16 protein-coding genes are annotated in these 21,025 nt (G+C 70.7%); 6 read left to right on the forward strand and 10 right to left on the reverse strand.

Features of this window, described 5'->3' with window-relative positions:
* Positions 1–11: 11 nt before the first annotated feature.
* From JIX55_RS34030 to JIX55_RS34040, 3 genes are all read left to right on the forward strand, one after another.
* Complete coding sequence (locus JIX55_RS34030) at positions 12–977, forward strand: zinc-binding dehydrogenase (RefSeq protein ID WP_257567057.1); 966 nt, start codon at positions 12–14, stop codon at positions 975–977.
* Positions 978–1,105: 128 nt separating this feature from the next.
* Positions 1,106–1,315: an HTH domain-containing protein gene (locus JIX55_RS34035; RefSeq protein ID WP_257567058.1), complete on the forward strand. Its 210-nt coding sequence runs from the start codon at positions 1,106–1,108 to the stop codon at positions 1,313–1,315.
* Positions 1,315–1,926, forward strand: a complete 612-nt coding sequence (locus tag JIX55_RS34040; protein WP_257567059.1) for a Clp protease N-terminal domain-containing protein — start codon at positions 1,315–1,317, stop codon at positions 1,924–1,926. The genes JIX55_RS34035 and JIX55_RS34040 overlap by 1 nt, the downstream gene beginning before the upstream one ends.
* A gap of 109 nt (positions 1,927–2,035) precedes the next feature.
* Here the strand turns inward: JIX55_RS34040 and JIX55_RS34045 are convergent, their stop codons facing one another.
* The gene (locus JIX55_RS34045; protein ID WP_257567060.1) at positions 2,036–3,133 is read right to left on the reverse strand and encodes a helix-turn-helix transcriptional regulator; all 1,098 of its coding nucleotides are present in this window, start codon (positions 3,131–3,133) and stop codon (positions 2,036–2,038) included.
* A 1-nt stretch (position 3,134) separates the two neighbouring features.
* A complete protein-coding gene (locus JIX55_RS34050; RefSeq protein WP_257567061.1) occupies positions 3,135–4,250 on the reverse strand; it encodes a DUF4097 family beta strand repeat-containing protein in 1,116 nt (371 codons plus the stop codon).
* A 216-nt stretch (positions 4,251–4,466) separates the two neighbouring features.
* Between JIX55_RS34050 and JIX55_RS34055 the strand changes: the two genes are divergently transcribed.
* On the forward strand, positions 4,467–5,318 hold the full coding sequence (locus JIX55_RS34055; protein ID WP_257567062.1) for a hypothetical protein: 852 nt from the start codon (positions 4,467–4,469) through the stop codon (positions 5,316–5,318).
* Positions 5,319–5,394: 76 nt separating this feature from the next.
* On the opposite strand, the gene JIX55_RS34060 is transcribed toward JIX55_RS34055, so the two are convergent.
* The 7 genes from JIX55_RS34060 to JIX55_RS34090 all read right to left on the reverse strand — a co-directional run bounded on the left by JIX55_RS34060 (position 5,395) and on the right by JIX55_RS34090 (position 15,908).
* A complete protein-coding gene (locus JIX55_RS34060; protein WP_257567063.1) occupies positions 5,395–5,577 on the reverse strand; it encodes a DUF6104 family protein in 183 nt (60 codons plus the stop codon).
* A gap of 86 nt (positions 5,578–5,663) precedes the next feature.
* A complete protein-coding gene (locus JIX55_RS34065; RefSeq protein WP_257567064.1) occupies positions 5,664–9,449 on the reverse strand; it encodes a multifunctional oxoglutarate decarboxylase/oxoglutarate dehydrogenase thiamine pyrophosphate-binding subunit/dihydrolipoyllysine-residue succinyltransferase subunit in 3,786 nt (1,261 codons plus the stop codon).
* Between the two features lie 532 nt (positions 9,450–9,981).
* Complete coding sequence (locus JIX55_RS34070; RefSeq protein WP_257567065.1) at positions 9,982–11,127, reverse strand: sensor histidine kinase; 1,146 nt, start codon at positions 11,125–11,127, stop codon at positions 9,982–9,984.
* Positions 11,128–11,191: 64 nt separating this feature from the next.
* A complete protein-coding gene (locus tag JIX55_RS34075) occupies positions 11,192–11,929 on the reverse strand; it encodes a response regulator transcription factor (protein WP_257567066.1) in 738 nt (245 codons plus the stop codon).
* A gap of 131 nt (positions 11,930–12,060) precedes the next feature.
* Positions 12,061–12,735: a spermidine synthase gene (locus JIX55_RS34080; RefSeq protein ID WP_257567067.1), complete on the reverse strand. Its 675-nt coding sequence runs from the start codon at positions 12,733–12,735 to the stop codon at positions 12,061–12,063.
* Between the two features lie 70 nt (positions 12,736–12,805).
* Positions 12,806–14,560, reverse strand: a complete 1,755-nt coding sequence (locus JIX55_RS34085; protein ID WP_257567068.1) for a glycoside hydrolase family 3 protein — start codon at positions 14,558–14,560, stop codon at positions 12,806–12,808.
* 46 nt (positions 14,561–14,606) lie between these two features.
* Positions 14,607–15,908, reverse strand: coding sequence for an MFS transporter (locus JIX55_RS34090; RefSeq protein WP_257567069.1), 1,302 nt, complete (start codon positions 15,906–15,908; stop codon positions 14,607–14,609).
* 212 nt (positions 15,909–16,120) lie between these two features.
* On the opposite strand from JIX55_RS34090, the gene JIX55_RS34095 reads away from it, so the two are divergent.
* Positions 16,121–16,876: a TetR/AcrR family transcriptional regulator gene (locus tag JIX55_RS34095; RefSeq protein WP_257567070.1), complete on the forward strand. Its 756-nt coding sequence runs from the start codon at positions 16,121–16,123 to the stop codon at positions 16,874–16,876.
* 254 nt (positions 16,877–17,130) lie between these two features.
* On the opposite strand, the gene JIX55_RS34100 is transcribed toward JIX55_RS34095, so the two are convergent.
* Positions 17,131–17,781 carry a GNAT family N-acetyltransferase gene (locus tag JIX55_RS34100; protein WP_257567071.1) on the reverse strand — a complete coding sequence of 217 codons (651 nt, stop codon included), beginning with the start codon at positions 17,779–17,781 and terminating at the stop codon, positions 17,131–17,133.
* A gap of 755 nt (positions 17,782–18,536) precedes the next feature.
* Here JIX55_RS34100 and lon point away from each other — a divergent pair.
* Entirely contained in the window at positions 18,537–20,939 is a 2,403-nt protein-coding gene (gene lon / locus JIX55_RS34105) for an endopeptidase La (protein WP_257567072.1), read from the forward strand.
* The last annotated feature ends 86 nt before the right edge of the window (positions 20,940–21,025 follow it).

Consider the following 21,025-nt stretch of genomic DNA (forward strand, 5'->3'; position numbering starts at 1 on the left):
TGGTCAGGCGCATGTTCGCTGCCTATGCCGCCCGCATCGACCGTGACCAACCGCTCAACGGACTGGAGTTGGGCGACCGCCCGGCACCGGACCCGAGGCCGGGCTGGACGACCGTCAAGGTGAAGGCCGCCTCGCTGAACCACCACGACCTGTGGTCGCTGCGGGGCGTCGGCCTCGCGGAGGACAAGCTGCCCATGATCCTCGGCTGCGACGCCGCCGGTGTCGACGAGGACGGCAACGAGGTCGTGCTGCACTCGGTGATCGGCCAGACCGGCCACGGCGTCGGCCCCAACGAACCCCGCTCCATCCTCACCGAGCGCTACCAGGGCACCTTCGCCGAACTCGTCTCCGTCCCCACCTGGAACGTGCTCCCCAAGCCCAAGGAGCTCTCCTTCGAAGAGGCCGCCTGCCTGCCCACCGCCTGGCTGACGGCGTACCGCATGCTCTTCACCAACGCGGGCGTACGCCCCGGCGACTCCGTTCTCGTCCAGGGCGCCGGCGGCGGTGTCGCCACCGCCGCGATCGTGCTCGGCAAGGCGGCCGGTCTGCGGGTCTACGCCACCAGCCGGGACGAGGCCAAGCGCAAGCGGGCCCTGGAGCTGGGCGCGGTGGAGGCGCTGGAGTCGGGGGCGCGGCTGCCGCAGCGCGTCGACGCGGTCATCGAGACCGTCGGTGCCGCCACATGGTCCCACTCGGTGAAGTCGCTGCGCCCCGGCGGCAGCCTCGTCATCTCGGGCGCCACCAGCGGCGACCGCCCCTCCCACGCCGAACTGACCCGCATCTTCTTCCTCGAACTCAAGGTCGTCGGCTCCACCATGGGCACCAAGGACGAACTGGAGGACCTCCTCTCCTTCTGTGCCGCGACCGGCGTCCGCCCCGTCATCGACGAGGTGCTGCCCCTGGACCGTGCCCGCGAGGGGTTCGAGCGCCTGGAGTCCGGCTCCCAGTTCGGCAAGGTCGTGCTCACCAACCCCTGACGGATTCAGTCGATACGACCTGACGGCCGGTCCGGTTCTCCGGGTCGGCCGTCGTCATGTCCCGGGGCCGTCCATTGCCATGTCAACCGGGGTTGACGCGGCCCAGGGTGTCAACGTAAGTTGACGTCATGACCGAAGCAACGGATCTCGCCGAGCGCGCGGGCGATCGTGACCCCCGGGTCGGGCTGCGGGCTGTCGCCGCGCTGCGGAGGCTGCTGGAGCAGTTGGAGTCGGTGCAGGTGCGCAGCGCGCGCAACCAGGGCTGGTCGTGGCAGGAGATCGCCACGGAACTCGGAGTGAGCAGGCAGGCCGTGCACAAGAAGTACGGGAGGCATTGATGTTCGAACGGTTCACGAAAGACGCCCGCGCCGTGGTCCTGGGAGCGCTCGACCACGCCGAACGCTCCCACGCGAACGAGGTGACCGAAGAGCACCTCCTTCTCTCGCTGCTGGACCGAAAGGCCAGCCGTGCCTCGTTCGCCCTGGCCGCGCTGGGGCTGACCGACCGCCGCGACTCCGTGGTGCGGGCCCTGGCCGAGGCGCGCCGCCGGGGTGGTTTCTCCCGCGCCGACATGGACGCCCTCTCCGGCCTGGGCATCGACCTCTCGGAGATCGTCTCCCGGGTCGAAGAGGCCCATGGGGTGGGTGCGTTGGAGTCGGGCAGGAAGGGCAACCGCAATGGCTGGGGGCTCCGCTCGGGCCACCGTCCCTTCACCCGCGACGCCAAGGACGTCCTCACCCGCTCCCTCCGCACCGCCCACGCCCACCGCGATCTCCCCCACGCTCGAATCCGCTCGCGCGGGGGGACCACCATCATCGGCGACGAACACCTCCTCCTCGCCCTCACCACCCGCCCCGGGGCCCTGGCCGAGGTCCTCGCGGACCATGGGGTGACGTATGAGGCGCTGGAGCGGGTCCTGTACGGCGCCGGGGAGGCCAAGGCGGGGTGAGGAGCCCTTCTGAAGGGGCCGCGCGCCCCTTCAGGGCCCGGTCGGCGGTTGCCCCTCCGGCTTGGTGCGCTCCGCTTGCCCTTGGCCCCGGTCCGCGCCTGATCTCGGCTTACCCCTTGGGCACCCGCAGCACCGCTCCGATGTGGGCCGCCGCCGTTGACAGATGGCGGCGGGCGTCGCGGAGCTGGTCCTCTGTCACGCCGTGGTCGCGGGCCGCGTCGCGGATGTCGTCGCGGAAGCGGTCCAGGAGGCGGTAGAGATCGCGGGCCGGGTCGCCCGTGGGGGTCTCGTGGACCCAGGCGGGCTCGTAGTCGGCGGGGAAGTCGTCGGGAGTGGTCGTGTACTCGGGCTCCCCGATGCCCGTTCCGGCTCCCGCGCCGCCCTTCGTAGCGGTGGTTCCTGAGCCGGACTCCGCCCCCGTGCGGCCGAAGCCGAAGTCCTTGCCGAACTCCTTTCCGAAGTCCTTGCCGAACTCGCCGAACTCCTTGGCCAGTTCGGTCAGTCCCTCGCGCACCCCCGTCGGCCAGTCGCCCCGGGTGAAGTGGTCCTGGACGTGGTCCTGGACCCGCTTGGCGATGCGCTGCAGCTCCTCCTGGGCCTGGGTACGGGCCCGCTCCTGAGCCTCGTTGGCCTGACGGCGGGCGCGCTGGGCCTCCTCGCGGGCCCGTCGGCTCTCGTCCTTCGCGCGCCGGGCCTGCTCCTTCCACTCCTGCTTGACGCGGCGCATCTCCTCCTTGGCGGCGCGCCAGGACTCCTTGTCGGCGTACTCCCCGAACTCCCCCAGCGGCCCTTGCTCGCCGCCGCCCGTTCCGTTGCCCTTGCGGGCCTCGGAGGCCGCCGCCCGCATCTCGCGGCGCAGGTTGCCCACCGCGCCCCGTACATCGGCCCGGATCTCGGCGGCCAGTTCGGCCACCGACTCGCGGATCTCCAGCTCCAGGTCAGCCAACTCGCCGCTGCGGTCGGCCAGTTCGGCGCGGCCGGCGTCCGTGATCGCGTACACCTTGCGGCCGCCCTCGGTGGTGTGGGTGACCAGGCCCTCGGCCTCCAGCTTGGCCAGGCGGGGGTAGACCGTGCCGGCCGAGGGGGCGTACAGCCCCTGGAAGCGCTCCTCCAGCAGGCGGATCACCTCGTAGCCGTGGCGCGGCGCCTCGTCCAGCAGCTTCAGCAGATACAGCCGCAGGCGTCCGTGGGCGAAGACGGGAGGCATGTCAGAACACCTTCTTGTCGGTTGTGCGAGGGGTCGTACCGCCGGGGCCGCCGTCGTCCGAACCGGCACCCGAACCCTCCGGCGAGGCGTCGGCAGGCACAGCGGGCGCCGCTCGGCCGACCGAGCCGTCGGGCGAGCCGCACGAGTCGGGAGAGTCAGAGGAGTCGGGGGAGCCAGAGGAGTTGGGGGAATCGGAGGTGGCGGTGGACGGGATGATAGGCGGAACGGAGGAGTCCGTGGGCAGGGCGGGGGAGTCGCCACCGCTCCCCGGCTCCTCGGCCCACGGCCCTTCATCCCACGGCTCGTCCTCCGCCGGAGGCCTGCGGAGGAGGGCGATCGAGCCGGTGACGGTCGTGGCCTTGAGGCGGCCGTCGCCCGTGCCGAGGCGGCCGGTGACCTTGTGGGCGCCCCAGGGGCCGCTGACGCGGAGGCCGTCGAAGGCGTGGGAGATGGTGCCGCCGGCGGTGTTGGCCTCGACCTCGGCATCGGTGGAGTGGGGGAGGCGGATGGCGATCTCACCGGAGACGCTGGTGAGGCCGACGTCGGTGGGGCGGTCCATGGGACCGAGGTCGAGGATGATCGAGCCGCTCACCGAGTCGGCCTTCACGGTGGCGCAGGAGCCCTCTACGACGGTCAGGTCGCCGGAGACGGAGCTGAGCCGGAGATCACCCGTGAGGGCCTGCGCCTCCACGTTCCCCGACACGGTCGTCGCGCGCACGGGTCCCGACAGGCCGACCAAAGTGGTGTCGCCCGAGATGCCCTTCACCTCCGTACGCCCGTGCAGGCCGGACACGACGGCGGTGGCGCCGACCACGCCCACCTCGACCCGGGTACCCGTCGGGACGGCGAGCGAGACCAGCACGTCGCGCCGCCGGCCCTTACGGTCGAGCCACTTCAGGAAGCCATTCCAGGGCAGGTCGTCATAGGCCACGGTCAGCGTGCCGTCCCTCTGTGTCACCGTCAGCGGTGGCCCCTCCACGTCGGAGACCTCCAGGCGGGCGGAACCCTCGTCGGTGCCCACGACGTTCACCGTTCCGTTGACGACGTGCACGTGCAGCGTCGTCACCGGTTCGTCGAACGTGAGCTTCCGCGGCTCGGCGACGCACCACTCGGACATGGTGCTGACCTCCTCGACAGGACCCGACAGAAGACGCCGCACACGCCGACGCACCGCACTCGAGCCGCGCACCCAAGCCCGCACCCAAGCCATGACGTCATACACGCACTATCGCGTCTTCGCAATTCACGATATATCTCGGTCACGGAAAGTCAAGACACCCGTTCTGGTGAACCCGCAGGGATGTATGTGAACAAAACGGCCTAGCGTGGGTGCATGTCGACGGAACGCTCCAAGGGATCCCGTGATCGCCGGCCCGCCCCCGCTCCCGGAGCGCTCCTGCTCTGCCGGGCGGATCCCGAATCCGTCGCCCCCGTCGCCCAACTGCTCCGCGAACGCATGCTGCTCATCCCCGCCGGGCCGGAGTGGACCGCGCTCGTGCCCGAGGGAAAGCCCTGGCTGCACGGCGGAGAACCAGTCGACCGCGTCCTCACCGGCTGGGCCACCGCCCTCGCCGTCGGCGTCTCCTGGCCCGTACTCGCCCTCTGGTGGGACGCCGACCGCAGCGGCTGCACCCTCGCCGCAGGTTTCCGCCGCACCGTCGGCTACGTATGGCTCGCGAACGGCACCCCGGCCGGCGAGGACGAGGCGATGCGCACCCTCGCCGACCGTCTCGGCCTGGCCCCGGTCCTCGACGCACAGTCCCTGGACGCCCTCACGAAGCCCGACCCGGCGGCGGACGGCCGCACCCGCCTGCTGGGCCTCCTCGCCGTCCTCACCCGCGCGGGAGCGACGCTCCCCGCCGGCCTCACCCCGGGCGAACCCGCCGACCGGCTCTGCGAGGTCGCCCGGATCCAGCCCGCTGTCCAGCGCATCGAGTGGACCGGCCGGCGCGGAGCCGACCGTACGGAACTCGATGTCCTCGAACGCGGCCGCTTGGGGCCTTGGCTCCCCTGGGCCGGCACTCCCAGAGCCCGTGCCCTGGCCACCGCCCAACTCCTCGCGGGCCTACCGCTCACCGCCTGGGGTCTGTACCGCCGCAGCGCCGGCTGGCTCGTCGCCGGCGGCCTCCTGATCGCCCACGGCACCCTCGGCCTGCTGTACGAACTGGCCCACCCTCGCGACTGACCGTCCCTGTTCGCGACCGAGCGTCGCTGTTCGCGCCGAGCGTCCCGTCCGCGATCGACCGTCCCTCTCGGGGCGGCTACTCGTCCTCGTCCTCGTCGTCCAGCCGCGCCAGCCACGTCGCCAGCCGCTCCACCGGCACCTCGAAGTCCGGATTCAGATCCACGAACGTCCGCAGCTGCTCGGCCAGCCACCCAAAGGTGACCTCCTCCTCGCCGCGCCGCTTCTCCAGTTCCTCGATGCCACGGTCCGTGAAGTACATGGGTCAAGGATAAGTGCGCGGAAACGGCCGGGCCGCACCCCCTGGAGAGGGGGTGCGGCCCGGTTGCGTACGGTCTTCGGGCGTTGTTACGCCTCGAACACCTCACGCACCAACTGCTCCTGCTCGGCCTGGTGCCGCTTCGCCGAACCCACCGCCGGCGACGAGCCGTGCGGACGGGAGATGCGGCGCAGACGCTCGCCGTGGGGGACGTCCGCGCCGACCGCGAGGTCGAGGTGGTCGATCAGGTTGAGGGCGATGAACGGCCAGGCACCCTGGTTCGCCGGCTCCTCCTGGGTCCAGAGGTACTTCTCGGCGTTCGGGTACTTGGCGATCTCGGCCTGGAGCTCGGCACCCGGGAGGGGGTACAGGCGCTCGACGCGGATGATCGCCGTGTCCGTGACACCGCGCTTCTGACGTTCGGCGTCGAGGTCGTAGTAGACCTTGCCGGCGCAGAAGACGACCTTCTTGACCGCGGCCGCGTCGACCGTGGAGTCGCCGATGACCGGGCGGAACTGGCCCGTCGTGAACTCCTCCGTCTTCGACGCGGCGGCCTTGAGGCGCAGCATCGACTTCGGGGTGAAGACCACCAACGGCTTGTGGTGCGGGTTGTGCACCTGCCACCGCAGGAGGTGGAAGTAGTTCGACGGCAGCGTCGGCATGGCGACCGTCATGTTGTTCTGGGCGCAGAGCTGGAGGAAGCGTTCGACACGGGCCGAGGAGTGGTCCGGGCCCTGGCCCTCGTAGCCGTGGGGGAGGAGGAGCGTCACGCCGCTCGTCTGACCCCACTTCTGCTCGGCCGCCGAGATGTACTCGTCGACCACCGTCTGCGCGCCGTTGACGAAGTCGCCGAACTGCGCCTCCCACATCACGAGCGCGTCGGGGCGGGCCAGCGAGTAGCCGTACTCGAAGCCCATGACCGCGTACTCGGACAGGAGGGAGTTGTAGACGTTGTAGCGCGCCTGCTCCTCGGCGAGGTACTGGAGCGGGGTGTGCTCCTCGCCCGTCTCGCGGTTGATGAGGACCGCGTGGCGCTGGCCGAAGGTGCCGCGCTGGGAGTCCTGGCCGGACAGGCGGACCGGGGTGCCCTCCAGGAGGAGGGAGCCGACGGCGAGGGTCTCGCCCATGCCCCAGTCGATCGTGCCGTCCTCGACCATCGCCGCCCGGCGCTGCAGCTGCGGCAGCAGACGCGGGTGTACGTGGAAGGTGTCGGGGATGTTGACCTGGGACTCGGCGATCCGCTTCACGACCTCCGCGGAGATCGCGGTGTTCACGGTGACCGGGAACTCCGCCTGCGGGTCCGACACAGGTCCCGAGCTCGGCTGGGCCGTGACGGCCTCGCGGACCTCCGTGAAGACCTTCTCCAGCTGGCCCTGGTAGTCCTGCAGGGCCTGCTCGGCCTCTTCCACGGTGATGTCGCCGCGACCGATCAGGGACTCGGTGTACAGCTTGCGCACCGAGCGCTTCTTGTCGATCAGGTCGTACATCAGCGGCTGGGTGAAGGCCGGGTTGTCCGACTCGTTGTGACCGCGGCGGCGGTAGCAGATGAGGTCGATCACGACGTCCTTGTTGAACGCCTGGCGGAACTCGAAGGCCAGACGCGCGACGCGGACCACGGCCTCCGGGTCGTCGCCGTTCACGTGGAAGATCGGGGCCTCGATCATGCGGGCCACGTCCGTGGCGTACATCGAGGAACGCGACGACTCGGGAGCCGCCGTGAAGCCGACCTGGTTGTTGATGACGATGTGGACCGTGCCGCCGGTGCGGTAGCCGCGCAGCTGCGACATGTTGAGGGTCTCGGCCACCACGCCCTGGCCCGCGAAGGCCGCGTCGCCGTGCAGGGCGACCGGCAGGACCGTGAAGTCCGTGCCGCCCTTGTTGATGATGTCCTGCTTGGCGCGGGCGATGCCCTCGATGACCGGGTCGACCGTCTCCAGGTGGGACGGGTTGGCGGCCAGCGAGACCTTGATCTGCTCGCCGTCCAGGCCCGTGAACGTGCCCTCGGCGCCCAGGTGGTACTTCACGTCGCCGGAGCCGTGCATCGACTTCGGGTCGAGGTTGCCCTCGAACTCCCGGAAGATCTGCGCGTACGACTTGCCGACGATGTTCGCCAGGACGTTCAGACGGCCGCGGTGGGCCATGCCGATGACGACCTCGTCGAGACGGGACTCCGCCGCGCTGTCGATGACCGCGTCGAGGAGCGGGATGACCGACTCGCCGCCTTCGAGCGAGAAGCGCTTCTGGCCGACGTACTTCGTCTGCAGGAAGGTCTCGAAGGCCTCCGCCGCGTTCAGCCGGCGCAGGATGCGCAGCTGCTCCTCGCGCTCCGGCTTGGTGTGCGGGCGCTCGATGCGGTCCTGGATCCACTTGCGCTGCTTCGGGTCCTGGATGTGCATGAACTCGATACCGGTCGTACGGCAGTACGAGTCACGCAGGACACCGAGGATGTCGCGGAGCTTCATCAGGGACTTGCCGGCGAAACCGCCGACCGCGAACTCGCGCTCCAGGTCCCACAGGGTGAGCCCGTGCTCGGTGATGTCCAGGTCGGGGTGCTTGCGCTGGCGGTACTCCAGCGGGTCGGTGTCGGCCATGACGTGGCCGCGGACCCGGTAGGAGTGGATCAGCTCGAAGACACGGGCGGCCTTCGTGACGTCGTCGTCGTGGCTGGCGTCGATGTCCTTGAGCCAGCGGACCGGCTCGTAGGGGATGCGCAGGGCCTCGAAGATGTCGTCGTAGAAGCCGCTCTCGCCGAGGAGGCGGTTCGCGACCATCCGCAGGAACTCGCCGGAGGCGGCGCCCTGGATGACCCGGTGGTCGTAGGTCGACGTGAGCGTCATGACCTTCGAGATGCCGAGCTTGTTGAGCGTGTCCTGGGAGGTGCCCTGGAACTCGGCCGGGTAGTCCATGGAGCCGACGCCCATGATGACCGACTGGCCGGGCATCAGGCGGGGCACGGAGTGGACGGTGCCGAGGCCGCCGGGGTTGGTCAGGGAGACCGTGACGCCGGTGAAGTCGTCCATCGTCAGCTTGCCGTCACGGGCGCGGCGGACGATGTCCTCGTAGGCCTGCCAGAACTCGAAGAAGTTCAGCGTCTCGGCCTTCTTGATGCCCGCGACGACCAGCTGGCGGTCGCCGTTGGGCTTCACCAGGTCGATGGCGAGGCCGAAGTTGACGTGCGGCGGCTTGACGAGGGTGGGCTTCCCGTCCTTCTCCGCGTAGTGCCAGTTCATCGACGGCATCGTCTTGATGGCCTGCACCATCGCGTAGCCGATCAGGTGCGTGAAGGAGATCTTCCCGCCCCGGGCGCGCTTCAGGTGGTTGTTGATGACGATGCGGTTGTCGAACAGCAGCTTCACCGGGACGGCGCGCACGGACGTGGCCGTGGGCAGCTCCAGGGAGGCGTTCATGTTCTTCGCGACCGCGGCGGCGGGGCCGCGCAGCGTGATCAGCTCCGGGCCCTCGGCGGGCGCGGCTGGCGCGACCTGCTTCGCGGGGGCGGCGGCCGGCTTGGCGGGCGCGGCGGCCGCGGGCTTCGCGGGGGCCGGGGCCGGGGCAGCGGCGGCGGGCTTCGGGGCGGCCGGAGCGGGCGCGGCCGGGGCGGCGGGTGCGGCCGGGGCGGCGGGTGCCGCGGGTGTGACGGTCGCTGCGGCCCCCGTGGCCGCAGTGCTCGCCGGAGCCGAGGCGGCAGCTGCGCCCGGCTTGTAATCGGCGAAGAAGTCCCACCAGGCTCGGTCTACCGAGTTCGGATCCTGGAGGTACTGCTGATAGATCTCGTCGACGAGCCACTCGTTCGGACCGAAGGCCGCGGCGGGGTTCTTACCCGCTTGGTCTGAGTCGGTCGAGATGCTCGAGTTACTGGGGGACTGTGGCGACACGGCGGCAACCGCCCTCTTCCGCTTCACAAGGTGATGGACAGCGGGAATTAAGGCTACGCCCCCGTGGCCGGGAAGGTCAGGCCGAGTCCGCTCTTCGTCGCGTAAGTCACATCGGAAAGCGTGTTTCGGGGGTGGAAATGGCGGGAAACAAGCGTGGTTCCGGTCTGGAATGGGTGTGAGGGGCATGTGCCGGGCATGCGTCGGCCGGGGCCTGCGGGTATGTACACGCGGCCCTCTGCTCGAACGCACCTGATCACGCGTGTCCGACTGCGCGGATCTGTCGTGGATCTTGTGGCTCCGCTTCGAACTTTACGTCAACTTGGCAGAGATGTAAGCCCCGGGAGGATGAGCGAAATCCGGCAACGTCGGGGGGATTCAGCCATGGGTGAGGTGGGTATCGACGGATTTTTCGCCCCAGCCGCCCCTACCCGTCCCGTCCCATCCCGTCCCAAGGGGCTCCGCCCCTTCGGCCCCGGTGAGTGGGTACCCGCACGAGCCCGTCCGTCGCCTGTCGCGCGGTTCCCCGTGCCCCTTAGGGGGCCCGTAGGGCCCCATGGGGCGGGATGCCCGGCAGGACCACCTGGATACGGCAGCCCTTCGGGGACTCGGCCACGCCGATGCGGCCACCGTGGAGGTCCACCGCCCAGCGGGCGATCGCCAGGCCGAGGCCCGTGCCGCCGTCGCTGCCGGGGCCGTGGGGGGAGCTGACCGCGCCTCGGTTGAAGCGTTCGAAGACGCGGTGCCATTCGGATTCGGGGATGCCGGGGCCCTCGTCCAGGACTTCGAGGTCCAGGGACTCGGGGGTGGGGCCTCGGCGGGCCTTCACCGTCACGCGGCCGTGCGCCGGGCTGTGCTTGACCGCGTTGTCGATGAGGTTGGCGACGACCTGGTGGATGCGTTCGGGGTCCGCGTTGGCCGTCAGCTCCGGCGGGTGGACGTCCAGGTGCAGGTGGACGTCCGTACGGGTGTGGTTGCCGGAGCCGGAGGTGATCCCTCCGCGCGCCGACGAGACCATCTGGGCCTCCTTCAGGACGCCCGAGAGGTACGGCCAGACCTCGAAGCGGCGGTGGCGGAGCGGGACCACGCCGTTGTCCAGGCGCGAGAGGTCCAGGAGGGTCTCCACCAGGCGGCCCAGGCGTTCCGTCTGCTTCAGGGCCGTGCGCATCGTCTCGGGGTCGGCCTGGGTGACGCCGTCGACGATGTTCTCCAGGACGGCGCGGAGGCCGGCGATGGGCGTGCGGAGCTCGTGGGAGACATTCGCCACGAGCTCCTTGCGCTGGTGGTCCTGGGCCTCCAGCTCGTCGGCCATGAGATTGATCGTGTGGGCGAGGTCACCCAGCTCGTCCCGGCGGTTCTCGCTGACCCGCCGGGTGTAGTCGCCGCGCGAGATGGACCGGGCGACGGCGTTCATCTCGTCCAGGGGGGCGGTGAGCGAATGGGCCACGAACTGCGTAATCAGGAGCGTGGCGATCATCGAGAAGACCGTGATGAAGCGCAGCTCGGTCTTCGTGTGCACCGCGATCATCGACAGACCGGTCGTGATCAGGACCGAGATGACGACGAGCGCGCCGAGCTTCGTCTTGATCGAGAAGGGACGCAGACCGCTGAGCGGTCCCGCGCCCTTCCGTGACTGCGCGCCACCGAGGTTCCGCGACCGTGGGTCACCGACTCCGCTCATCACGCCACCAGTTCCCTGTGCCTACGTGCCTGGGTATGTCCTGCGCGCGGGGCGAGTGCCGGTGTCAGGGGGCCGGGGTCTCCAGGGCGTACCCGACGCCGTGCACCGTGCGGATCCGCTCCGCGCCGATCTTCCGCCGCAGCGCCTTGATATGACTGTCCACGGTCCGCGTCCCGGACGCGTCCGCCCAGTCCCACACCTCGGCGAGCAGCTGCTCGCGCGAGAGTACGGCACGCGGGGTGTTCGCGAGGCATACGAGGAGGTCGAACTCGGTGGGCGTGAGGTGTACGTCCTCGCTGCGCACCCGGACCCGGCGCTGCGCGTGGTCGATCTCCAGCTCGCCGAGGCGCAGGATGCCCGAGCGCGGCGTGGTGGCGGCCAGCGCGGCCCGCTCCACCCGGCGCAGCAGGACGTGTACGCGCGCGGCCAGTTCACGCATGGAGAACGGCTTGGTCATGTAGTCGTCGGCGCCGACGCCGAGCCCGACCAGCATGTCCGTCTCGTCGTCCCGGGCGGTGAGCATCAGCACGGGGACGGGCCGCTGGGCCTGGACGCGCCTGCACACCTCCAGGCCGTCGAAGCCGGGCAGCATGATGTCGAGGATCAGCAGGTCGGGCTGCCAGGCCTCCGCGGTGTCGACCGCGGCCGGCCCGTCGGACGCGGTCTGTACGACGAAACCCTCGGCGCGCAGGCGGGCCGCGATGGCGTCGACGATCGTCGGGTCGTCCTCGACCACGAGCACCCGGCGCTGTGCGCCAGGCGTCGCCGTGGTGCTGCTGTGGGAGGTGTGTGTCTGCTCCATCGCCCGCCCCTGAGTTGCTTTCCGGAATCCGTGGGGTGATCCCTTGACTGCGCGTGGCTGCGCATGACTGCGATTGACGCTTGAATGATCGGCGCCAGGCAAGCAGGGTACGGGCAGTCACCACGCCACGGCTATCCAGGTCTTACCGCGAGGTGTACGACGTCCGGAACTCCTCGGGCAACCGGGATCTCTTCGGTACGCACCTGTTGGAACCCGGCATTCCCCAAGGTTTCCTCGAATTCCGCAGATGGCCGCGCCGACCACACGGCAAGCACCCCACCAGGCCTCAACACCCTTGCGCAGCTTGCCAGTCCGGCCGGTGAGTACAGGCTTCCGTTGCCCTCGGAGACCGTCCAGTCGGGCCCGTTGTCGATGTCCAGGCAGAGCGCGTCGAACGTGGCGGATGTCTCATTGACGTATGCGATGAGATCCGCTTCCACGATCTCGGTACGAGGGTCCGCGAGAGCGTCGGCGGACACCGCGGCCAGCGGTCCCGCGCGGTGCCATTCGATGACGGAGGGTTCGCGTTCGACAACCGTGATCGGACCCCAGCGTGGGTCCGCGGCCGCGTGTGCGAGGGAGAAACCGACGCCCAGACCGCCGATCAGCACACTTGGCTGAGAACGGCCGGTCAGCGCGTCGAGGGCGGCGTCGACCAACAGGCGTTCGGAGCGCCCGTCCGAGGTGTCCATCAGGAAGCACCCGTTGGCGATGATCTGCAGCAGCTCTCCGTGCCGCCGCAGCACGACCTCGCCGTAGGGGCCCTCGCGCCGGTCGATGACTTCGGGTTCGTCGGTGATGGGCATGGGCCCATTTTCACGGGTCCGTGACGCGAGGGCGGCCGAATAACGACTGCCTCGCGACGACTTGGCGTGATCAGAGCGCCAGGCCGTGGCCGTAGGGGAAGACCGGGTCCTCGGTGTCGTTGGGCACGTCCGGGCGGGACGCCTCCACCGCCGCCATGGAACGCGGCAGTTCGAAGGGCAGCCGGCCCTCGGCCCGCGCCCGCCCGAAGGCCACGTCGAGCAAGGCCGTGTCGCAGGCCCCGTAGTCGGCGACGAGCGCGGCGGCCTTCGCGGCGATCTCCGGGAGTACGGCGGGCCGTTCCAGGTTGACGCAGACCAGCGTGGGCACGGCCTCCAGCAGCGTCAGGATCTCCTTCAGCCGCTCCTCGCCGAACGCCAGCGACCCGGAGTGGAAGAAGGACTCGAAGAACCCCGGCCGCTCCTCGTACGGCGTGCGCAGCCGCAGCACGGCCACGTCCGCGTGGGCCGGATCGGCCACGACATTGCCGTACAGGGACGCCGTCTGCGCGGCCACGCCCTCGACGTACAGGTTCGGTCGGTCGGTGAGGGGCAGGAGTGAGTGGTTGGTCAGGACGGTGAGCGAGCGGCGCTGGGCGGCTTCGCCGAGGGCCCTGAACTCGCTTGCGCCGACGGTCTCCTCGGCCCGGTTCGGGTCGACGTACCGGTGCTCGAAGAGGCCGAGGACGAACTTCTCGCGCAGGAGGCGGCGCACGGAGGCGTCGACGCGCTCCTCGGAGATCCGGCCGGAGCGGACCAGTTCGACGATCACCTCGGGGCACTGTTCGCCGCCGAACTGGTCGGCGCCCGCGTCCAGGGCCTTGGCCGCGCGTTCGGTGACGGTGAGGTGTTCGACGCCCCAGGCGCGGGCCTCGTGCGTCTCGCCGCCGATGGGCGCGTCGGTGAGCAGGCCCCAGTCGGTGCAGACGATGCCGTCGAAGCCGAGGCGTTCGCGCAGCAGCCCGGTGAGGACGTCGCGGTTGAAACCGAAGCCGACCTCCTCCCAGTCGTCCACGCCGATCGGCTGGCCGTAGTAGGGCATCATCTGCGAGCAGCCGGCCGCGATGGCCGCCTTGAAGGGCGCGAGGTGGTGGTCGCGCATGCCGCCCGGATAGATCTGTTCCTTGCCGTGCGGGAAGTGCGGGTCCTCGCCGTCCTTCTGCGGGCCGCCGCCCGGGAAGTGCTTCACCATGGCGGCGACGGAGCGATGGCCGAGCCGACGTCCCTGCAGCCCGCGTACGTAAGCCCGTACCAGCGCGCTGGTGACCTCGGCGGACGAGCCGAAGGTGCCGGACTGGCGGGACCAGCGGGGCTCGGTGGCGAGGTCGATCTGCGGGTGGAGGGCGACGCGGAAGCCGACGGAGAGGTACTCGCGGCGGACCGTGTCGCCGAACTTCTCCACCAGCTCCGGTTCCCCGATCGCGGCCAGGCCCAGGGGTTCGGGCCAGGCCGAGAAGGCGCCGGAGTCGAAGGACGCGCCGGGGTTGTCGGTGAACGCGTGGCGCGGGTCGGTGGAGAGGGTGACCGGGATGCCCAGCCGGGTGTCCGCCGCGAGCGACTGGAGCCGGTTGACCCACTCGGCCGTCTCCCGGACGCCGTACTGGCCCAGGAGGTTGAAGTGGGTCAGATGGCCGTCCGCGACCAGCTCGGTGGTGCCGCGCCGGAGGAACGGACCGTCGCCGGCCTCGGCGAGCGTCCCGTCGCCGTTCATCGTCAGCATCGCGTGGAAGAACTGGCCCGCCTTCTCCGTGAGGGTCATCCGGGCCAGGAGGTCTTCCACCCGTTCGTCGACGGGGCGGTTCGGGTCGCGGTAGGGGGCTGTGGGCATCCGGGATTCCTAGGACGAGACGGTGGCCGGGCGGGCCGGGGCGGGGCTACTTGACCGAGCGGACGAACTGGACGGCGAGGGCGCCCACGATCGAGGCGACGGCGCCGAAGAGGAACAGGGCGCTGTAGTTGGCTCCGCTGCCCCCGATGGCCAGCAGGCCCGGGGCGGTGATCGGGACGAGGGACTGGGGCAGGGCGTTGCCGATGTTGAGGACGCCCATGTCCTTGGCGGACTCCTCCGGGTTGGGCAGCACCGCGGCGGCCAGCGCCATGTCCACCGAGAGGTAGAGGCCCTCGGCGAAGCCGAAGACGACCATGGCGACCAGGTACATGGCGAAGGTCTGGGAGGTCGCCACCAGGGCCAGCCCGACGGCCATCCCGAGCGAGGAGCCCAGCACGTACGGCTTGCGGCGGCCCGAGCGGTCGGAGAGCTGGCCGCCGACGATCGAGCCGACGACGGTCGCGGCGACCATCACGAGCGTGCCGAGGAAGAACTTGTCGGCGACCTCGGTGCCGTCGTAACCCATGCGGTCCATCAGGAAGTAGACGGAGTAGCTGGTCACGCAGGCGGCGCCGGTGAAGACCAGGAAGCGGCCGGCGAAGTTCCACGCGAAGTCGGGATGCCGGCGCGGATCGACCCAGAAGCTGCGCAGGAACTCCCTGACGCTGTACGGCTCGAAGGCGCCGGCACGCGCCGGGCGGTCGCGGTCCCCGATGACGACGGTCAGGAAGCCGACCGAGACCAGCCCGATCAGCCCGGGCACGAGGAACGCGAGGAAGAGCGAACCGCTGAAGAGCTGGGCGAGCCCGGCGCCGGCGACCAGCGACAGGGACAGTGTCATGCCGACGATCCCGGAGACCCGGGCCCGCTGCCGGTCCGGGACCAGGTCCGGCACGCATGAGGTGAGGGCGGCGAGGGTGGCGTTGATGCCGAGCTGAGCGAGCGCCCAGCCGAGCATCAGGGTGAGGACGCTGGAGCCGAGGGCGACCACGACAAGCCCGGCGAGGCCGGCCACCATGCCGCCGAGCAGCCACGGGCGACGGCGGCCGAAACGGCCGGTCGTACGGTCGGACAGGGCGCCGAAGACCGGGTTGCCCAGCATCGCGAGCAGGGCGCCGACGGACAGCACCTGACCGAGGGCCGCGCCCCGGTTCGCCTCCGGAACGATCTGGTTCACGCGCAGGGCGAGGGTGACGATGACCGGGGTGAGGACGGCGAGATAGGTGCCGAACTGGGCCAGAGCGAGGCCGAGGACCAGGCCGGCGGAGGCGGTCTCGATCTGCTGGGGGCGCTCGGGGGACGGAGCGGTCGCCTTCCCGAGCGGGACGGCGTCCGGGGTGACGGCCATGGGCTCTCCTGGGGGACGAGGGCGGCGTCGTTGCCGCACAGGCGAGTTCAGGGAAGCAGCAAAACCGAGTGGGTACTAGGTTTTGGTCAAGTGGCCACAATCACGCGGCAGATGGCTTGAAAGAAGGGTGGGGTTGACTCGTGTAACCGCCGGTCCGCACGGCCCTTCGAGGCCGCACCGCAGGGGGGTGCGGGGCCGCTAGGGTGGCGGGCATGGTGCGGAACCGGAGGTCAGAGGGGTCCGGCGGGCCCAAGCCGGACGGGGGCGGCGCGCGGAGACCGGAGGGGGCCGACGGGCGTGAGCCGGAGGGGGGCGGCGGGCGTAAGCCGGACGGGTCCGGCGGGCGTAAGCCGGAGGGGGCCGGCGCGCGTGGTTCGTACGCCGTCGGTGACGAGCGGCGGCTTCGTATTCTCGACGCGGCCGTCGAGCACTTCGCCCAGTGGGGCTTCCACGCCTCCTCGCTCGCCCGCATCGCCAAGGACGTCGGCATCACCCAGGGCGGGCTGCTGCATCACTTCCGCAGCAAGGGGGACCTTCTCGTCCAAGTGCTGGAGCGCATAGACCAGACCGATCGGGAACGGTTCTTCTCACGGGAGTTCGAGTCGGCGGCCCAGATGTTCGCGGCGCTCGTGAAACTCGCCGAGTACAACAGCACGCGGCTCGGCCGTACCCGCATGTTCAACGTCCTGGCCGCCGAGGCGGGCGACCCCGGGCATCCCGCCCACGCGTACTTCGTCAAGCGGTACGCCGAAGTCGTGGACACCGTCGCCGGGGCGCTGCGGCGGGGCGTGGACACCGGTGAGCTGCGGGCCGACACGGATGTCGTGGCCGTCGCACAGGAGCTGGCCGCCGTGATGGACGGGCTGCAGATCCAGTGGGTGCTGGATCCGAAGGGGTTCGACATGGCGGGGCGGTTCCGGGCGTATGCGGAGCGGGTGTCGCGGGGGATCGACGCGGAGGCTCCGTAGGGCTCTCGGGGCTGGGGCAGCCGGAAGTGGTCGCTGTGCGGGTGGAGGAACAGAAGCCCGGGGGTGGCTCGCGCCGGTGCGCGAACATACTGAGGCCCTTGGAAGCCGGACTCGGCAAGGACTCGGATCGACTCCCTGTCTGCGCAGGAGTCCGCGGTACCCGACCGGCGCGCCCGCCCGGACCGCCCGACCCACACGCCCGCGGCGGCTGCCGCCCACCCCGAGGCCACGCCCTTCCCCTTTACGCCCATCGCTCACGGTCGCCCCGTGAACTTCGCGCTCGTCAGCGGGGCCACCACCGTCCAGCCCAAGGACTCGTACAGCGCCCGCCCGTCCGGTGTTCCGCCCAACACCCCCACCTCCGCGCCCTGTCCGAGCGCGGTGTGGGTGAGGGTCCGCATGACGAGGGTGCCGAGGCCGCGGCGGCGGTGGTCCGCGGAGGTCTCTATCCGGTCGACGACCGCCGTGGCCCCGGTCGGGGCGATCTGGCCGCGTGCGGCCCAGGAGCCGTCCGGCGCGGCGACCATCACCCGGGTGACACCGCCGCGCGACCAGGTGCGCAGCCGGTAGCCGTCGGGCACGGCGGCCGGGGCCTCGTGCGCCCTCAGTCGCACGGACATCAGGTAGCCCGGCTCGGGGTCGACCCACCAGCCCTCGCCCAGCCAGGGGGCCACCGTCGACCGTTCCGCGAAGACCTTGAGCCAGGTCCCGGCACCGGTGACGGCGCCCGCGACCTTCCGGACGGCCGCCTCCTCCACCTCGTCGTTCGTCGCGCCGAAGACATGGCGGGTGACGTGCTGGGCCGTTCCCATGTCGATCGTGCAGCCCCAGGGCTCCTCCACCGGTGGCGCCGCACCACGCGACACGACCCATCCGTCGATCCAGGCCCGCACGATTCCGTCCATGACAACCCCCGCCTTTGTAATGGGTGAGAGTGCCACAAGACTATTACGAGGATTGAGGCGTGCGCGACCCCCGTCGGTGCTTCGAGGGGTGCCGTCGACGCTTCGCGGGGGTCCTGCGGCGACGCCGTGTAGCCCTCGGGCGGGTCCGGTTGGAACGGGGCGCCCGGCGCGTAACGCACGTACGTGGTGGCGCTCGCCCGGGACGCCGGCGCCGCGACGGACCAGCCGCACGCCCGCAACTGGTTCGGGCGGCCCGCGCGGCCCGCGCCCCTGTCGGCTGTCGTGGACGCGATGGGGCGGGCCCTCGCCGACAGCTGGCCTCGAATCGCAGTCGGATCGCCGGACGTGAACCACTTGCCATCGGCCGACGGCGCCCCTATGGTAGTACGAACGTATGACATACGATCGTACTGGGTGTCGGGCGGCGCGACCGAGCCGGCCGATCATGCGGTTGAAGAGGTTGCGAGGGGCTGCGGCGTGCCAGTCGCCGGGCCGGCGTCGTCGCCGGTAGTGGGCCACGCCGCCGGGTGCGGCATGTAGTCACTGGATCACGCCGCGCTATCGGCATCTATCTCGCAAGGTCACCTCAGACCTCGCGGGATCCCTCGCAGGGTTCGGTCTGCAACTCGCGGGATTCGCCGCCGCAGAACACGCCGGATGATCGCCCACAGCGAACGCCCGGACTCTCGGGGAACATTCCTCGGCTCATGCGCATTGAGTCGGCATAGCTCAACTTGACTGCCTAGGGAGAGATCATGGCTTCGACGTCCGCTCCGCTCACCCTGCCCGTGTTGCCGCTCGACGAAGAGGTCGTGCTGCCCGGAATGGTGGTGCCGCTGGACCTCAATGACACGGATGTACGGGCCGCGGTGGAGGCCGCGCAGGCGGCGGCACGGGCGGAGCCCGGGAAGCCGAAGGTGCTGCTGGTGCCGCGGATCGACGGGGCGTACGCGAGCACGGGTGTGCTCGGAACCGTCGAGCAGGTCGGGCGGCTGGCGGATGGAGACCCCGGGGCGCTCATTCGCGCACTCGGACGCGTGCGGATCGGGGCCGGGACCACCGGGCCCGGTGCCGCCCTGTGGGTCGAGGGGGCACGGATCGACGAGAGTGTTCCGGAGCCGCTGCCCGGGCAGGTCGTCGAACTCGTCAAGGAGTACAAGGCGCTTGCCACCAGCTGGCTGCGCAAGCGCGGCGCCTGGCAGGTCGTGGACCGGGTGCAGGCGATCGACGACGTGTCCGCGCTCGCCGACAACTCCGGTTACTCGCCCTTCCTCACCACCGAGCAGAAGATCCAGCTCCTGGAGACCGGCGACCCCGTCGCCCGGCTGAAGCTCGCCACCCAGTTGCTGCGTGACCACCTCGCCGAGCAGGATGTCGCCGAGACCATCGCCAAGGACGTCCAGGAGGGCGTCGAGAAGCAGCAGCGCGAGTTCCTGCTGCGGCGGCAGCTCGAAGCCGTCCGCAAGGAACTGCGCGAGCTGAACGGCGAACAGGACGGCGAGGAGTCCGACGACTACCGGGCGCGCGTAGAGGCCGCCGATCTGCCGGAGAACGTACGGGAGGCCGCGCTCAAGGAGGTCGACAAGCTGGAGCGGTCGAGCGACCAGTCGCCCGAGGGCGGATGGATCCGGACCTGGCTCGACACCGTTCTCGAACTGCCGTGGAACGAGCGGACAGTGGACGCGTACGACATCCAGGGCGCCCAGCGGGTGCTCGACGCCGAGCACGCGGGGCTGGAGGACGTGAAGGAGCGCATCACCGAGTACCTCGCCGTGCGGAAGCGGCGCGCGGAGCGGGGGCTGGGTGTCGTCGGTGGTCGGCGCGGGGGTGCCGTGCTCGCCCTCGTCGGGCCGCCCGGTGTCGGCAAGACCAGCCTCGGCGAGTCCGTGGCGCACGCCATGGGGCGCAAGTTCGTCCGGGTCGCGCTCGGCGGCGTACGGGACGAGGCGGAGATCCGCGGGCACCGGCGTACGTACGTGGGCGCCCTGCCCGGACGTATCGTCCGCGCCATCAAGGAGGCGGGCTCCATGAACCCCGTCGTCCTGCTCGACGAGATCGACAAGGTGGGCTCCGACTTCCGGGGCGACCCGGCCGCCGCGCTGCTCGAGGTCCTCGACCCCGCCCAGAACCACACCTTCCGGGACCACTACCTGGAGGTGGAGCTGGACCTCAGCGACGTCGTCTTCCTCGCCACCGCCAATGTGCTGGAGGCGATCCCGGAGGCGCTGCTCGACCGGATGGAGCTCGTCCGGCTCGACGGGTACACCGAGGACGAGAAGGTCGTCATCGCCCGCGACCACCTGCTGCCCCGGCAGCTGGAGCGCGCCGGGCTCGGCGCCGACGAGGTCACCCTCGACGAGAGCGCGCTGCGCAAGCTCGCCGGTGAGTACACGCGCGAGGCGGGCGTACGGAACCTGGAGCGATCCGTCGCGCGGCTGCTCCGCAAGGTCGCGGCCCAGCACGAACTGGGGCAGCGGGAGCTGCCGTTCACCGTCGGGGACGAGGATCTGCGCGGTCTCATCGGGCGTCCGCACCATGTGCCCGAGTCGGCCCAGGACCCGGCGGAGCGGCGTACGGCCGTACCGGGTGTCGCGACCGGGCTCGCGGTCACCGGCGCGGGCGGCGACGTTCTCTACGTCGAGGCGTCGCTGGCCGACCCGGAGACGGGCGCGGCAGGGCTCACCCTCACCGGCCAACTGGGCGACGTCATGAAGGAGTCCGCGCAGATCGCCCTCTCCTTCCTGCGCTCGCACGGCGCCGAACTGGAGCTGCCCGTCGCCGACCTCAAGGACCGGGGCGTGCACATCCACTTCCCGGCGGGCGCGGTCCCCAAGGACGGTCCGAGCGCCGGCGTCACCATGACGACGGCCCTCGCCTCGCTCCTGTCCGGCCGGCTCGTCCGTACGGACGTGGCGATGACCGGTGAGGTCTCGCTGACGGGACGGGTCCTGCCCATCGGCGGCGTGAAGCAGAAGCTGCTCGCCGCGCACCGGGCGGGCGTCACCACCGTCATCATCCCCAAGCGCAACGAGGCCGACCTCGACGACGTCCCCGCCGAGGTCCTCGACAAGCTCGACGTCCACGCGGTCACCGACGTCCGCCAGGTCCTGGAGCTGGCGCTGGCCCCGGCCGAGGTGGAGGTGCCGGTGGCCGCCTGACCCCCGGGCGGCGGTTTCCCCAGGCTCTGGTGGTGACGTGACGGACACCATCGGACGGTGGAAGGCCCGGCTCCCGTGAGGGAGAC

Source organism: Streptomyces sp. DSM 40750, from assembly GCF_024612035.1.
Lineage (GTDB): Bacteria > Actinomycetota > Actinomycetes > Streptomycetales > Streptomycetaceae > Streptomyces.